Source organism: Chromobacterium paludis, from assembly GCF_008275125.1.
GTDB classification, from domain to species: domain Bacteria; phylum Pseudomonadota; class Gammaproteobacteria; order Burkholderiales; family Chromobacteriaceae; genus Chromobacterium; species Chromobacterium paludis.
In genome coordinates this window covers 62854-77076 of sequence record NZ_CP043473.1, presented here as the reverse complement: position 1 = coordinate 77076, position 14223 = coordinate 62854, and the positions used below count along the sequence as shown (strand labels likewise).

The window sequence follows — 14223 nt, the reverse complement described above, 5'->3', positions numbered from 1 at the left end:
CGCTCAACACCATTTGTGATCCACCAAGGTCTTTCCGTGTTCGATCGCGTACTCGAACTCATTGCGGAAATGCTTGGTGAAACTGCGAACCGGGAACACCGCGGCATCGGCCAGCGCGCAGATGGTGCGGCCGGCCATATTGTTGCCCACGGAATCCAGAAGCTCCAGATCGCCCTTGCGGCCTTGGCCGTTGGCGATGCGGTGGATGACCTTGTACAGCCAGCCGGTGCCTTCGCGGCACGGCGTGCACTGGCCGCAGGATTCTTCGTGGTAGAAATAGGCCAGACGCTCCAGCGCCTTGACCATGCACACGTCCTCGTTCATCACGATCACGGCGCCCGAACCCAGCATGGAGCCAGCCTTGGCGATGCTATCGTAGTCCATGGTGCATTGCATCATGATGTCGCCGGTCAGCACCGGCGCGGAGGAACCGCCCGGAATCACCGCCTTCAGCTTCTTGCCGTCGCGCATGCCGCCGGCCATTTCCAGCAGCTCGGAGAACGGCGTGCCCAGCGCGATCTCGTAGTTGCCCGGACGGTTGACGTGGCCGGAAACCGAGAACAGCTTGGTGCCGCCGTTGTTCGGCTTGCCCTTCTCCAGGAAGGTTTGCGCGCCGTCGCGGATGATGAACGGCACCGAGGCGAACGATTCGGTGTTGTTGATGGTGGTCGGCTTGCCGTACAGGCCAAAGCTGGCCGGGAACGGCGGCTTGAAGCGCGGCTGGCCCTTCTTGCCTTCCAGCGACTCCAGCAGCGCGGTTTCTTCGCCGCAGATGTAGGCGCCGTAGCCATGGTGGGCGTAGAGCTCGAAGTTGAAGCCGGAGCCCAGGATGTTCTGGCCCAGGAAACCCGCCTTGCGCGCCTCTTCCAGCGCTTCCTCGAACAACACGTAGTCTTCGAAGATCTCGCCGTGGATGTAGTTGTAACCCGCCTTGGTGCCCATCGCGTAACCGGCGATGATCATGCCCTCGATCAGGGAGTGCGGGTTGTAGCGGATGATGTCGCGGTCCTTGAAGGTGCCCGGCTCGCCCTCGTCCGTGTTGCAGACGACGTACTTGTCGCCCGGAAACGAGCGCGGCATGAAGCTCCATTTCAGGCCGGTCGGGAAACCCGCGCCGCCGCGGCCGCGCAGGCCGGAGTTCTTCACTTCCGCGATCACGTCTTCCTGCGTCATCTTGGAGTCGAGGATGCGGCGCAGCGCCTGATAGCCGCCGCGGGCCACATAGGCGTCCAGACGCCAGCAATCAGGCTGGGCGGTGTCGACGCCGTCGAAAATCACGCCATTAGCGAAGACAGCCATTATTTCAACTCCGCCAGTTTTTTATCGATTGCTGCGGGCGTCATGAAGCTGCACATCTTGTGGTTGTTCACCAGCAAGACCGGCGCGTCGCCGCAGGCGCCCATGCATTCGCCTTCCAGCAGGGTGTACATGCCGTCGGCGCTGGTTTCGCCGATGGCGATGCCCAGCTTCTTCGAGATGTACTCCGCGGCATTGACGCCGCCGGACAACGCACAGGGCAAGTTGGTGCAGACGGTGATCTTGTATTTGCCCACCGGCTTCATGTCGTACATGTTGTAGAACGTGGCGACTTCGTAGGCGGCCACCGGGGCGATGCCCAGGTAGTCGGCGACGAACTCGATCACGTCCTTGTTCAGGCAGCGCGCTTCCGGGGTTTCACCGGTGGCGCGCCGCTCGTCCAGCGCGATGCGCAGGGCGCCCATGACTGCAGAGCGCTTCTGGTCGGCCGGGTATTTGGCGACCTCGCGGTCGATCAAGGCTAGCGATTGTGCGGACAGCATCAGCGGTCAATCTCCCCAAACACGATATCCTGCGTACCGATGATGGCCACGACGTCGGCGATCATATGACCCTTGGCCATTTCGTCCAGCGCGGCCAAGTGGACATAGCCCGGCGCGCGGATCTTCAGACGGTACGGTTTGTTGGCGCCGTCGGACACCAGATAGATGCCGAATTCGCCCTTCGGGTGTTCCACCGCCGCGTAAGCTTCGCCTTCCGGCACGTGCATGCCTTCGGTGAACAGCTTGAAGTGGTGGATCAGGTCTTCCATATTGGACTTCATGCCTTCGCGCGAAGGCGGCGCCACCTTGTGGTTGTCGGTGATCACCGGCCCCGGATTGGCGCGCAGCCAGGCCACGCACTGCTGGATGATGCGGTTGGACTGGCGCATCTCTTCCACGCGCACCAGATAGCGGTCGTAGCAGTCGCCCGTCACGCCCACCGGCACGTCGAAGTCCATCTTGTCGTACACGTCGTACGGCTGGGTCTTGCGCAAGTCCCAGGCGATGCCGGAACCGCGCAGCATCGGGCCGGTCATGCCCAGGTTCAACGCGCGCTCGGCCGTCACCACGCCGATGCCAACGGTACGCTGCTTCCAGATGCGGTTATCGGTCAGCAGGGTTTCGTATTCGTCGATATAGCCCGGGAAGCGATCGGTGAAGTCGCTGATGAAGTCCAGCATCGAGCCCTTGCGGCCCTCGTTCAGGCGCGCCAATTCCTTGGCGTTCTTGATCTTGGACACGGTGTACTGCGGCATGCTGTCCGGCAGATCGCGATACACGCCGCCCGGACGGAAGTAAGCCGCGTGCATGCGCGCGCCGGACACCGCCTCGTAGCAGTCCATCAAGTCTTCGCGCTCGCGGAAGGCGTACAGGAACATGGTCATCGCGCCGATGTCCAGCGCGTGGGCGCCGATCCACAGCAGGTGGTTCAGCACGCGGGTGATCTCGGCGAACATCACGCGGATGTATTGCGCGCGCTCCGGCACCTCGATGCCCATCAGTTTTTCGATGGCCAGGCAGTAGGCATGCTCGTTGCACATCATGGACACGTAGTCGAGACGGTCCATATACGGCAGCGACTGGATGAAGGTCTTGCTCTCGGCCAGCTTCTCGGTACCGCGATGCAGCAGGCCGATGTGCGGATCGGCGCGCTGGACGACTTCGCCGTCCAGCTCCAGCACCAGACGCAGCACGCCGTGCGCGGCCGGGTGCTGCGGGCCGAAGTTCAGGGTGTAGTTACGGATCTCAGCCACCGTAGTTCTCCTCGCGAATGATGCGCGGAGTGATTTCGCGCGGTTCGATGGTGACAGGCTGGTAGATCACGCGCTGCTGGGTCGGGTCGTAACGCATTTCCACATGGCCGGACAGCGGGAAGTCCTTGCGGAACGGATGGCCGACGAAACCGTAGTCGGTCAGCAGACGGCGCAGGTCGGGGTGGCCTTCGAAAACGATGCCGTACAGGTCGAACGCTTCGCGTTCGAACCAGTTGGCGGCATTCCAGATATCGTTGACCGATGGGATCACCGGGAAGGCGTCGTCCTCGGCGAAGACGCGCAGACGGATGCGGTGGTTCAGCTTGACGGACAGCAGATGGTACACGGCGGCGAAGCGCGGACCGTCCCACGGCTCGTCGCGGTAGGCGCTGTAGTCCATGCCGCAAATGTCGATGCATTGTTCGAAGGCGAGGTCGGCGTGGTCGCGCAAGGTTTGCGCGACGGACAGCAGATCGGACGCCTTGCAGACGATGGTCAGCTCATCCAGGGCCAGCGTGCTGCGCACGAGCTTGTCGCCCAGCGCGGCGGCAACGACCGAACCCAACGCTTCCATTTTTTTGGAGGCCATAAGTATTTACCTTAGCGGGCGATGGTGTTGGTACGCTTGATCTTGTTCTGCAGCTGGATGATGCCGTACAGCAGCGCCTCGGCGGTCGGAGGACAGCCCGGCACGTAGACATCCACCGGCACGATGCGATCGCAGCCGCGAACAACGGAATAGGAGTAATGATAGTAGCCGCCGCCGTTGGCACAGGAGCCCATCGAGATCACCCAGCGAGGTTCGGCCATCTGGTCGTATACCTTGCGCAGGGCGGGCGCCATCTTGTTGCACAGCGTGCCGGCGACGATCATCAGGTCGGACTGGCGCGGACTGGGCCGGAACACGATGCCGAAGCGGTCCAGGTCGTAACGCGCCGCGCCGGCATGCATCATTTCCACCGCGCAACAGGCCAGGCCGAAGGTCATCGGCCACAGCGAGCCGGTGCGGGTATAGTTGATAAGCTTATCGGCTGTCGTGGTGACGAAGCCTTTCTCCAGAATCCCTTCTACTCCCATTCCAGAGCTCCCTTCTTCCACATGTAGACGAAACCGAGCGTCAGCACGGCCAGAAACTCGACCATCACGCCCAAACCATAGACGCCCAGATCCTTCAGCACCACGGCCCACGGAAACAGGAATGCGATTTCCAGGTCGAACAGGATGAAGAGAATGGCGATCAGGTAATAGCGGACGTCAAACTTCATGCGGGCATCTTCGAAGGCCTCGAAGCCGCATTCGTATGGAGAAAGTTTTTCAGCATCAGGACGATTCGGCGCCAGCAGTTTGCCCAAGACGATAGGGCCCACGCCGACCAGAAGTCCGACGATGACAAACATCAGAATGGGAAAGTAGTTTTGCAGCATTTCCCGTACACCCCCAAAAAAAGAGGGGTCACCCCCTCTTGGCTCCAAATAAAACAGGCCACCGGAGTCCCGGTGGCCTGTTTTTGAATGGTGGTGCCGACAGTGAGACTCGAACTCACACAGCTTTCGCCACTACCCCCTCAAGATAGCGTGTCTACCAATTTCACCATGTCGGCACAGCAAAGCTTTTTAAATTTTTACTCCGGGATCTTGGAAGCAGGTCCGGAAGCATTTTTATTAGGCGCGCCTGCCGGGATTTGCGGCACTGCCTGCTCAATCTTTCCACCCATGACGCCAAGGTCGTGCTTTCCGCCCCCGGAAAGATACACGAGACCCATGGCAGTAGAGAAGAAGATCACCGCGGCTACCGCAGTGCTTCTACTCAGGAAATTCGCGGAACCAGACGCACCAAAGAGACTGCCGGATGAGCCGCTACCAAAGGCCGCACCCATGTCAGCACCCTTGCCGTGCTGCATCAAAACAAGGACGATGATACTTACCGCGGACAGTAAGTTGACAATCCAAATAAGCGTCTTGAGAAGTTCCATACTATATCAATTTTCCTGCGGCTTGGCAAATCACTCTGAATGAACCGGCGTCCAGCGAGGCCCCTCCGACCAATGCTCCGTCGACGTTTTTCGTCGCCAGAATCGCTTCGGCATTCTCTGCTTTGACACTGCCGCCGTAGAGGACGCGAATCTTATCGGAGGCCGCAGCGTTTTGCAAGCACCAGTTTTTGATGAAGGCATGGATTTCGGCAATCTGCTCCAGTGACGCCACCTTGCCGGTGCCAATCGCCCAGACCGGTTCGTAGGCGATGACGTAGTCACCTTCCACTTCGCTCAGCACGGACAATTGCTCGGCAACCACTTCCTTATAGCTGCCCGCCTCGCGTTGTTCCAGCGTTTCCCCCACGCATAGCACCGGCGCGACACCTGCGGCGATGGCATGGCGCATCTTGGCCAGCAAGGCCGCGTTGTCCTCTCCGAAATACTGGCGGCGCTCGGAGTGGCCCACCAGCGCGTAGCGACAGCCCACGTCGGCCAGCATGGCGGCGCTGGTTTCGCCGGTAAAGGCACCGTCAGCGTCGAAACGGCTGACATCCTGGGACGACAAGGCGATCTTGCCGCCCTTCAGCTGCTCGGCCAGTGCGGCCAGATAGACTGCTGGAGCGGCAACGCCGACACCTTCGCGGTTGGTGGTTGCATCCTTCAACAACGCTTCGGCCAGCGCGCGCGCGCTGTCCAAACGGGTATTCATTTTCCAGTTGCCTATCACCAGCTTGGCGGTCATGCCGTTCTCCCCATCATTATTAGAAGATGATGGCGCGGATTATAGCCCAGGCCCCCGTCCCCTCCAATGGTGCTGGATCAAGCATTCACGACTTGTAATATTTCTGAAAAAATTCAGCTTTACGATGACGGCCATCACAACAGCAGCCCATCACATTTCGGGAGTTAAGCATGAAACAGTCCGTACGCCTTGTTGCAGCTCTTGGTTCTGTACTGATCGCAGGCTCGGTTTACGCAGCCGATATCACCGGCGCAGGCGCGACCTTCCCCTACCCTCTGTACGCCAAGTGGGCCGCCAATTACAAAGGCGTTTCCGGCAATAACATGAACTACCAGTCCATCGGCTCCGGCGGCGGCATCAAGCAGATCCAGTCCAAGACCGTGGACTTCGGCGCCTCCGACATGCCGCTGAAACCGGAAGTGCTGGAACAATCGGGCCTGACTCAGTTCCCGACCGTGATGGGCGGCGTGGTGCCGGTCTATAACATTCCGGGCATCGCCGCCGGCCAGATCAAGCTCACCGGCCCGCTGCTGGCCGACATCTACCTGGGCAAGATCAGCAAGTGGAACGACCCGGCCCTGACCAAGCTGAACCCCGGCGTGAAGCTGCCTGACCAGCGCATCTCCGTGGTGCGCCGCTCCGATGGCTCCGGCACCACCTTCATCTTCACCAACTACCTGTCCAAGATTTCGCCGGAATGGGCCAAGGAAGTCGGCTCCAACACCTCCGTCAGCTGGAAGGGCAGCTCGGTGGGCGGCAAGGGCAATGAAGGCGTGGCCAACTACGTGTCCCGCATCAAGGGCTCCATCGGTTACGTGGAATACGCCTACGCCAAGCAGAACAAGCTGAGCTACGCTCTGCTGGAAAACCAGGCCGGCGTGTTCGTGAAGCCGGAAGAAGGCTCCTTCAAGGCCGCCGCCGCCAACGCCGACTGGAAGAAGGCACCGGGCTTCTACCTGCTGCTGACCAACCAACCGGGCAAGGCCAGCTGGCCGATCGCCGGCGCCACCTTCATCCTGATGCACAAGAAGCAGGACAAGCCGGGCCAAGCCACCGAAGTGCTGAAGTACTTCGACTGGGCGTACAAGAACGGCGACAAGACCGCGCAAGAGCTGGACTACATCCCGATGCCGGACAATGTGAAGGGCATCATCCGCGCCAGCTGGAAGCAAATCACCGACGGCAGCGGCAAGACCGTCTGGAACTAAGCTACACTGACGCGACAGCGTAACCGTCGCACCCAGGCCGGGGGGAGCACGCTCCCTCCGGCCTTGTGTCTGAACCACCAAGACCACGACACATGCAAAAATTGAATCAACATCGGCAGCTGGGCATTCAGCTGCTGCTGGACAAACTGTTCCGTGTGACCACCCGCAGCTTCGCCTTCCTGGTGCTGGCGCTGCTGGTGGGCATCCTTATTTCCTTGCTGATCGGCGCGCTGCCGACCATCCATCATTTCGGCTGGGGCTTTCTGGCCAGCGCCGAATGGGATCCGGTGCAGGAAAAATTCGGCGCCGTGGTACCCATCTTCGGCACCCTGGTCACCTCGTTGATCGCCCTGCTGATCGGCGTGCCGGTCAGCTTTGGCATTGCGCTGTTTCTGACTGAGCTGTGCCCCACCTGGCTGAAACGGCCGCTGGGCATCGCCATCGAACTGCTGGCCGGCATTCCGTCCATCATCTACGGCATGTGGGGCCTGTTCGTGTTCGCGCCCTTCTTCTCCGACCATATCCAGCCCTGGCTGATCGACAATCTGGGCGACGTGCCGCTGATCGGCTTCCTGTTCCAGGGCGCGCCGATAGGCATAGGCCTGTTCACCGCCGGCCTGATCCTGGCCATCATGGTGATTCCCTTCATCGCGTCGGTGATGCGCGACGTGTTCGAGGTGGTGCCGGTGATGCTGAAGGAATCGGCCTACGGCCTGGGCTCCACCACCTGGGAAGTGGTGCGCCACGTGGTGCTGCCTTACACCAAGACCGGCGTCGTCGGCGGCATCATGCTCGGCTTGGGCCGCGCGCTGGGCGAAACGATGGCCGTGACCTTCGTCATCGGCAACTCCTCGCGCTTCACCTCCAGCCTGTTCGAACCCGGCAACTCCATCGCCTCCTCGCTGGCCAATGAATTCGCCGAGGCCAACGGCGACTTGTACATCGGATCGCTGATCGAACTGGGCCTGATCCTGTTCTTCATCACCTTCGTGGTACTGGCCTGCTCCAAGCTGCTGCTGCTGCGCCTGAAGAAGCAGGAAGGCAAGCCTTCCTGATATGAAAGACGTCACAACGATGAGCCAAGCGACTATGACTGACGCCCTGCCTAACGCTGCCGCGTCCGGCGGCCTGAAGATGGACAGCGCCATCTATCGCCGCCGCCGGCTGACCAACAAGCTGACCATGACAGTTTCCATGCTGACCATGGCCTTTGGTCTGTTCTGGCTGTTCTGGATTTTGATCACCCTGCTGCAACACGGCCTGTCCGGCATCAACTGGCAGGTGTTCACCGTCAGCACGCCGCCGCCGGGCAGCACCGGCGGCCTGGCCAACGCCATCTACGGCAGCTTGTTGATGACCACCTTCGGCACCCTGTTCGGCACCCCCATCGGCATCCTGGCCGGCATTTACCTGGCCGAGTTCGGCCAGCGCGGCTGGCTGGCCCCGGCGACGCGCTTCATCAACGACATCCTGCTGTCGGCGCCGTCCATCGTGATCGGCCTGTTCATCTATGAAGTGTATGTCGTCTCGGTCGGCCACTTTTCCGGCTGGGCCGGCTCCTTCGCCCTGTCCATCCTGGTGATCCCGGTGGTGGTGCGCACTACGGAAAACATGCTGCGCCTGGTGCCCAACAGCCTGCGCGAAGCCGCCGCCGCCCTGGGCGCGCCGCAATGGAAGGTGACGCTGTACGTGACGCTGCGCTCGGCCAAGGCCGGCGTGCTGACCGGTATTCTGCTGGCCGTGGCGCGCATTTCCGGCGAAACCGCGCCGCTGCTGTTCACCGCGCTGAACAACCAGTTCTTCAACAGCAATATGAACCAGCCGATGGCCAACCTGCCCATCGTGATCTTCCAGTTCGCGATGAGTCCGTACGAAGACTGGCACACCCTGGCCTGGGCTGGCTCGCTGCTGATCACCTTCAGCGTGCTCACTCTGAACATCGTCGCCCGCTGGATGGGCGGCCAAAAGAATCAATCGCATTAAGGCATGACAACCATGACCAGCACCAAGCTCCAGGTTCGCAACCTGAACTTCTTTTACGGCAATTTCCACGCGCTGAAGAACATCCAGCTGGACATCGCCCCGCGCAAAGTCACCGCCTTCATCGGCCCGTCCGGCTGCGGCAAATCCACGCTGCTGCGCACCTTCAACCGCATGTACGAGCTGTACCCCGGCCTGCGCGCCGAGGGCGAAATCCTGCTGGATGGCCAAAACGTCCTGAGCCGCGACATCGACGTCAACCTGCTGCGCGCCAAGGTAGGCATGGTGTTCCAGAAGCCAACGCCGTTCCCGATGTCCATCTACGACAACATCACCTTCGGCGTGAAGCTGTACGAAAAACTGTCCAAGGGCGAGATGGAAGACCGCGTGGAATGGGCGCTGCGCAAGGCCGCGCTGTGGGACGAAGTCAAAGACAAGCTGAAGCAGTCCGGCCACTCCCTGTCCGGCGGCCAGCAGCAGCGTCTGTGCATCGCCCGCGCCGTGGCCTCCAAGCCGGAAGTGCTGCTGCTGGACGAGCCGACCTCGGCGCTGGACCCGATCTCCACCGCTCACATCGAAGAACTGATTCATGAGCTGAAGGAGGACTACACCATCGCCATCGTGACGCACAATATGCAGCAGGCGGCGCGCGTGTCCGACTTCACCGCCTATATGTATTTGGGCGAGCTGATCGAGTTCGGCAACACCGATGACATCTTCACCGCGCCCAAGGTCAAGGCGACGGAAGACTACATCACCGGCAAGTTTGGTTAAGCGGCGAAGCCGTCTGACATTGGGTCCCGCCTGGCGCGGGACCTGTCTTTTCTGTCGGACAAAATGATCATGACATGATAAAAAATCCAGCATCTACCCTTGTGGCAAGCCATCTCTGTCAAGCGGATTCTGAAAATTAAGCAGGCAAAACCACACGCATTTTATTTTTCTTATAAAGACTTGACGCCACCTGTTCGGAACCCAACAATCGCGCCTTTACGATAACCTCTGACTCGCCATGCTGGACCTGTTCTCCGGGCTCGACACCCACGTAGTCATTACCTTGGTGCTTTCTCTGGGCTTCGTGCTCGCGTTTGAATTCATCAATGGTTTCCACGACACCGCCAACGCGGTCGCCACCGTCATCTACACCCAGTCGATGAAGCCGCGCCTCGCCGTGTTTTATTCCGGCATCTGCAACTTCCTCGGCGTGATGACCGGCGGCTTGGCCGTGGCCTACGCCATCGTGCATTTGCTGCCGGTGGACCTGCTGATCTCGGTCAACACCAGCCGCGGCATGGCCATGGTGTTCGCCCTGCTGGCCGCCGCCATCCTGTGGAACCTCGGCACTTGGTATCTGGGCCTGCCGGCCTCGTCCAGCCACACGCTGATCGGCGCCATCCTGGGCGTGGGCGTGGCCAACAGCCTGATCAACCACACCTCGCTGTCCCACGGCATCAACTGGGGCAAGGCGGTGGACGTCGGCGCCTCGCTGCTGGTCTCTCCCATCGTCGGCGCGGTCATGGCCGGCCTCATCGTCATTCTGCTGCGCCGCTTCCGGCCGCACAGCAATGTGCACAAGACGCCCTACTTGCGCCAGCAAGTGGAAGGCCGCAAGCATCCGCCGTTCTGGACCCGTTTCATGCTGATCGTATCGGCCATGGGCGTCAGCTTCGCCCACGGCTCCAACGACGGCCAAAAAGGCGTGGGCCTGGTGATGCTGGTGCTGATCGGCATCGTGCCGGCCAAGTTCGTGCTGAACCTGGACAGCACGCCTTACCAGCTGGAACGCACCCGCGACGCGGCGCAGCATCTGCAGCAGTTCTACCAGCGCCACGAGGCGGATCTGTCCAAGATCATCGTCAAGTCCACCAGCACCAGCCAGTATGAATGCCATCCGCAGCAAACCGTGGCCACCTCCGCCCAGTTGCTGAAGCTGATGGGCGACGGCAACGACTACCACAACCTCAGCGCCTCCCAGCGTTGGGACGTGCGCACCCAGTTGCTGTGTCTGGACGACGCCGCCAAGAAAGCCTCCGATCTGCCCAATTTGTCGTCCGACGACAAGCAGCTGCTGAGCAATCTGCGCAAGGACCTGACCGCCACCACCGAATACGCGCCCACCTGGGTGATCGTGGCCGTGGCCTTGTCCATCGGCATCGGCACCATGATAGGCTGGCGCCGCGTGGTGAAGACTGTAGGCGAAGGCATAGGCAAGAAGGACATGACCTATGCCCAGGGCGTAGCTGCGCAAGCCACCGCTGCCGTCTCCATCGGTCTGGCCAGCTGGTTTGGCTTCCCGGTGTCCACCACCCACGTGCTGGCCAGCGGCGTGGCCGGCACCATGATCGCGGACAAAGCCGGCCTGCAAATGAGCACCATCCGCTCCATCGCCCTGGCCTGGCTGTTCACCCTGCCCGCTGCCATGCTGCTGGCCGGCAGCATGTACTACCTGGCCGCGCATTGGTTCTAAACCTACCTCGCTGCAAAGAAAAGCCGCTCCTTGAGCGGCTTTTTTCATGCTTGATTCAGGTCAATGGGAGGCAGGACTATTGTTGAAGCCATAATTCACAAATTGCTAATATGAAGCCGCTTCATCAATGGTTTCCTTTGTTTGCAGCAATCCTCCCTCGCCGCCGCGATGCCCCCAATCGCGGCGGATTTTTTTATGCCTTGAGGAATTGCTCGCGTCCGGCCAGCCAACGCTCCAAGTGCGCCTCCGCCGCCTGCGGCCAACGCTCCAGCAGGACAGGCGCCAAATCGCGCGCCGCCTCCAGCAGCGCCTGGTCCTGCTCCAGGTCGGCGAAGCGCAGCATCGGCAGGCCGCTCTGGCGCGCGCCCAGGAATTCGCCCGGACCGCGGATCTGCAAGTCTTGCCGCGCGATCTCGAAGCCGTCGGTATTCTCGTAGATCACCTTCAGCCTGGCCTTGGCCAGGTCGGACAAGGGATTTTCAAACAACAGCACGCAGACGCTGCGCGCGCTGCCGCGCCCCACCCGGCCGCGCAGCTGGTGCAGTTGGGCCAGGCCCATGCGCTCGGCGTGCTCTATCACCATCAGGCTGGCATTGGGCACATCCACCCCCACTTCGATCACCGTGGTGGCCACCAGCACGTCCAGCAGGCCGGCCGCGAACGCCGCCATCACCTCCGCCTTTTCCGCCGCCTTCAGCCGGCCATGCACCAGCCCAATGCGGCGGCCCGGCAAGTCCTGCTGCAATTGCTGGTGGCAATCCACCGCCGTCTGCAGCTGCAGCGCCTCGGACTCCTCGATCAGCGGACACACCCAATAGGCCTGATGGCCCTCGGCGCAAGTCTTCTCCACAAACTGGACGACTTCGGCGCGGCGCGGGCTGCCGATCAACTTGGTGACGATGGGCGTGCGGCCCGGCGGCAGCTCGTCTATCGCCGACACGTCCAGATCGGCGTAGAAGCTCATCGCCAGCGTGCGCGGGATAGGCGTGGCCGACATCATCAGCTGATGCGGCTCCTCGCCCTTGTCCTGCAACGCCAGCCGCTGGCCGACGCCGAAGCGGTGCTGCTCGTCGACGATGGCCAAGCCCAGCTTCTGGAAGGCCACGTCGTCCTGAAACAGCGCGTGGGTGCCCACCGCCAGCCGGCATTGGCCGGTGGCGATCTCCTCCAGCGCCTGCTGCTTGGCCTTCTTCCTCAGGCTGCCGGACAGCCAGGACACGCCCATTCCCAGCGGCGCCAGCCAGCCGGACAGCTTCAGGTAATGCTGCTCGGCCAGGATTTCGGTCGGCGCCATCAGCGCCACCTGGTAGCCGGCCTCGATCGCCGACAAAGCCGCCAGCGCGGCGACGATGGTCTTGCCGCTGCCGACGTCACCCTGCAGCAGCCGGTGCATGGGATGCGCCTCGCGCAGGTCGGCGCGGATTTCGTCCAGCACACGGCGCTGAGCGGCGGTGAGCGGAAACGGCAGCGCGTCCAGCAATTGCCGCGTCAGCCGGCCATCGCCATGGATGCGCGGCGCCTGGCCCTGCCGGCGCGCGCGGTAAGCCAGCCGCATCGACAACTGCTGCGCCAGCAGCTCGTCGAACTTCAGCCGCTGCCAGGCCGGCAGCTGCGGATCGGCCAGCTGCTGCGCCGTCCACTCCGGCGGCGGCTGGTGCAGCAGGCGGATGGCCTCAGCGAACGGTTGCAGACCAAGGGGCGACACCAGCTCGCCTGGCATCAACTCATCCAGCTTTTGCGATTTCAACTCGGTGTGGACCAGCTTGCGCAGCACCAGCTGGGCCAAGCCATTCACCGTCGGGTAGACCGGGGTCAGGCTCTCCGCCAGCGGCGCGCCCTCGCGCACCTCGCGCGTCTTGGGATGCACCATCTCGTCGCCGGCGAAGCCGCGACGGATTTCGCCCAAGGCGCGGATGCGGCTGCCCTCGGCAAACTGCTTGAGCTGGCTGGGATAAAAGTGGATGAAACGCAGCAGTAAGCTGCCGCTGCCGTCCTCGATCTGAACGCGGAGCTGCTTGCGCGGCTTGTAACTGACCTCATGCGCGGTGACCGTGCCCTCCACCAGCACCGGCTGGCCATACGGCGCGTCGGCGATGGGATAGAGATGGGTTTCATCCTCGTAGCGCAGCGGCAGGTGCAGCACCAGGTCGAAGCGGCGGCGGATGCCCAGCTTCTCCAGCTTCTTGGCCAGCGCGGCCGGCACAGTCGGCGGCTGGTTGGCGAGATCGGTCGGGGAATTCATGAAGCCGATTGTACCCAACAATGCGAAAGGCGGAAGCGGCTCGCGCCGGCTTCCGCCTCGTCCTTAGGACATGTGTCCGCTAAATTACTGCTGGCGTTCCCATACCTGGGTGCGGCCCAGCAGGGAGAAGCCGAGGAAGCCGCGCACTTCCAGCTTGTTGCCGTTGTCCACCAGCTTCATCTTCGCGCTGTAAACCTTGCCGGACTTCGGATCCAGGATGTGGCCGCTGTTCCAGCCTTCGCCTTCCTTCTTCAGGCCCCACAGGATTTGCATGCCGTTGACCGGCTTGTCCTTGTTGGCGCCGTCGCACTTGTCGCATACCGCGTCCGGGTGCATGAACAGCTTGACCACCTTGCCGCTCAGCTCGCCGTTGGCGCCTTCGTTGATCTGCACCAGCGCCTTGGCCTGGTGGGTCTCGTCGTCGATGGTCTTCCACACACCGGCCGCGCCGCCTGCCAGCGCCAGTTGGCTTGCCATGCCTAAAGCAGCCGCCAGACCGGCGATTTTGGCGATTCGAATCATGATGTTTCCCTCGTTCGTTTGTTATAAACAGCAGT

At 61.8% G+C, this 14223-nt stretch carries 15 protein-coding genes and 1 tRNA gene; 5 read left to right on the top strand and 11 right to left on the bottom strand.

Annotated features, from left to right (window positions below):
• Window positions 1–3: 3 nt before the first annotated feature.
• The 9 genes from nuoF to tpiA all read right to left on the bottom strand — a co-directional run bounded on the left by nuoF (window position 4) and on the right by tpiA (window position 5769).
• Window positions 4–1299 carry an NADH-quinone oxidoreductase subunit NuoF gene (nuoF, locus tag FYK34_RS00410; RefSeq protein ID WP_149294549.1) on the bottom strand — a complete coding sequence of 432 codons (1296 nt, stop codon included), beginning with the start codon at window positions 1297–1299 and terminating at the stop codon, window positions 4–6.
• On the bottom strand, window positions 1299–1799 hold the full coding sequence (gene nuoE, locus FYK34_RS00405; RefSeq protein WP_149294548.1) for an NADH-quinone oxidoreductase subunit NuoE: 501 nt from the start codon (window positions 1797–1799) through the stop codon (window positions 1299–1301). Before nuoE ends, nuoF begins: the two co-directional genes overlap by 1 nt.
• Window positions 1799–3052, bottom strand: a complete 1254-nt coding sequence (locus FYK34_RS00400) for an NADH-quinone oxidoreductase subunit D (RefSeq protein ID WP_149294547.1) — start codon at window positions 3050–3052, stop codon at window positions 1799–1801. The genes nuoE and FYK34_RS00400 overlap by 1 nt, the downstream gene beginning before the upstream one ends.
• The gene (locus tag FYK34_RS00395) at window positions 3045–3641 is read right to left on the bottom strand and encodes an NADH-quinone oxidoreductase subunit C (RefSeq protein WP_149294546.1); all 597 of its coding nucleotides are present in this window, start codon (window positions 3639–3641) and stop codon (window positions 3045–3047) included. The genes FYK34_RS00400 and FYK34_RS00395 overlap by 8 nt, the downstream gene beginning before the upstream one ends.
• An 11-nt stretch (window positions 3642–3652) precedes the next feature.
• Window positions 3653–4129 (bottom strand): NuoB/complex I 20 kDa subunit family protein, encoded by a 477-nt coding sequence (locus FYK34_RS00390; protein WP_019103471.1) that lies wholly within the window; start codon window positions 4127–4129, stop codon window positions 3653–3655.
• On the bottom strand, window positions 4120–4476 hold the full coding sequence (locus tag FYK34_RS00385; protein WP_011134496.1) for an NADH-quinone oxidoreductase subunit A: 357 nt from the start codon (window positions 4474–4476) through the stop codon (window positions 4120–4122). Before FYK34_RS00385 ends, FYK34_RS00390 begins: the two co-directional genes overlap by 10 nt.
• A 91-nt stretch (window positions 4477–4567) precedes the next feature.
• A tRNA-Leu gene (locus FYK34_RS00380) sits at window positions 4568–4652 on the bottom strand.
• Between the two features lie 21 nt (window positions 4653–4673).
• Window positions 4674–5024, bottom strand: a complete 351-nt coding sequence (gene secG / locus FYK34_RS00375; protein WP_149294545.1) for a preprotein translocase subunit SecG — start codon at window positions 5022–5024, stop codon at window positions 4674–4676.
• A 1-nt stretch (window position 5025) separates the two neighbouring features.
• Window positions 5026–5769 (bottom strand): triose-phosphate isomerase, encoded by a 744-nt coding sequence (gene tpiA / locus FYK34_RS00370; RefSeq protein WP_149294544.1) that lies wholly within the window; start codon window positions 5767–5769, stop codon window positions 5026–5028.
• A gap of 170 nt (window positions 5770–5939) precedes the next feature.
• Here tpiA and pstS point away from each other — a divergent pair, with 170 nt between their 5' ends.
• From pstS to FYK34_RS00345, 5 genes are all read left to right on the top strand, one after another.
• Window positions 5940–6977, top strand: coding sequence for a phosphate ABC transporter substrate-binding protein PstS (pstS, locus tag FYK34_RS00365; protein ID WP_149294543.1), 1038 nt, complete (start codon window positions 5940–5942; stop codon window positions 6975–6977).
• Between the two features lie 92 nt (window positions 6978–7069).
• Window positions 7070–8032, top strand: coding sequence for a phosphate ABC transporter permease subunit PstC (gene pstC, locus FYK34_RS00360; RefSeq protein ID WP_149294542.1), 963 nt, complete (start codon window positions 7070–7072; stop codon window positions 8030–8032).
• 34 nt (window positions 8033–8066) lie between these two features.
• A complete protein-coding gene (gene pstA / locus FYK34_RS00355; RefSeq protein ID WP_149294541.1) occupies window positions 8067–8960 on the top strand; it encodes a phosphate ABC transporter permease PstA in 894 nt (297 codons plus the stop codon).
• 3 nt (window positions 8961–8963) lie between these two features.
• Complete coding sequence (gene pstB, locus FYK34_RS00350; protein WP_149294540.1) at window positions 8964–9731, top strand: phosphate ABC transporter ATP-binding protein PstB; 768 nt, start codon at window positions 8964–8966, stop codon at window positions 9729–9731.
• Window positions 9732–9969: 238 nt separating this feature from the next.
• Complete coding sequence (locus FYK34_RS00345) at window positions 9970–11424, top strand: inorganic phosphate transporter (RefSeq protein WP_149294539.1); 1455 nt, start codon at window positions 9970–9972, stop codon at window positions 11422–11424.
• A gap of 193 nt (window positions 11425–11617) precedes the next feature.
• On the opposite strand, the gene recG is transcribed toward FYK34_RS00345, so the two are convergent.
• Window positions 11618–13666 carry an ATP-dependent DNA helicase RecG gene (gene recG, locus FYK34_RS00340; protein ID WP_149294538.1) on the bottom strand — a complete coding sequence of 683 codons (2049 nt, stop codon included), beginning with the start codon at window positions 13664–13666 and terminating at the stop codon, window positions 11618–11620.
• 84 nt (window positions 13667–13750) lie between these two features.
• On the bottom strand, window positions 13751–14188 hold the full coding sequence (locus tag FYK34_RS00335) for a DUF2147 domain-containing protein (RefSeq protein ID WP_149294537.1): 438 nt from the start codon (window positions 14186–14188) through the stop codon (window positions 13751–13753).
• Between the last annotated feature and the right edge of the window lie 35 nt (window positions 14189–14223).

Coding starts and splice junctions, on each gene's coding strand:
- FYK34_RS00395 (WP_149294546.1), bottom strand. CDS start 3,641: ATGGCCTCCAAAAAAATGGAAGCGTTGGGTTCGGTCGTTGCCGCCGCG.
- tpiA (WP_149294544.1), bottom strand. CDS start 5,769: ATGACCGCCAAGCTGGTGATAGGCAACTGGAAAATGAATACCCGTTTG.
- recG (WP_149294538.1), bottom strand. CDS start 13,666: ATGAATTCCCCGACCGATCTCGCCAACCAGCCGCCGACTGTGCCGGCC.
- FYK34_RS00385 (WP_011134496.1), bottom strand. CDS start 4,476: ATGCTGCAAAACTACTTTCCCATTCTGATGTTTGTCATCGTCGGACTT.
- nuoE (WP_149294548.1), bottom strand. CDS start 1,799: ATGCTGTCCGCACAATCGCTAGCCTTGATCGACCGCGAGGTCGCCAAA.
- pstA (WP_149294541.1), top strand. CDS start 8,067: ATGACTGACGCCCTGCCTAACGCTGCCGCGTCCGGCGGCCTGAAGATG.
- secG (WP_149294545.1), bottom strand. CDS start 5,024: ATGGAACTTCTCAAGACGCTTATTTGGATTGTCAACTTACTGTCCGCG.
- FYK34_RS00345 (WP_149294539.1), top strand. CDS start 9,970: ATGCTGGACCTGTTCTCCGGGCTCGACACCCACGTAGTCATTACCTTG.
- pstB (WP_149294540.1), top strand. CDS start 8,964: ATGACAACCATGACCAGCACCAAGCTCCAGGTTCGCAACCTGAACTTC.
- FYK34_RS00390 (WP_019103471.1), bottom strand. CDS start 4,129: ATGGGAGTAGAAGGGATTCTGGAGAAAGGCTTCGTCACCACGACAGCC.
- pstC (WP_149294542.1), top strand. CDS start 7,070: ATGCAAAAATTGAATCAACATCGGCAGCTGGGCATTCAGCTGCTGCTG.
- pstS (WP_149294543.1), top strand. CDS start 5,940: ATGAAACAGTCCGTACGCCTTGTTGCAGCTCTTGGTTCTGTACTGATC.
- FYK34_RS00335 (WP_149294537.1), bottom strand. CDS start 14,188: ATGATTCGAATCGCCAAAATCGCCGGTCTGGCGGCTGCTTTAGGCATG.
- nuoF (WP_149294549.1), bottom strand. CDS start 1,299: ATGGCTGTCTTCGCTAATGGCGTGATTTTCGACGGCGTCGACACCGCC.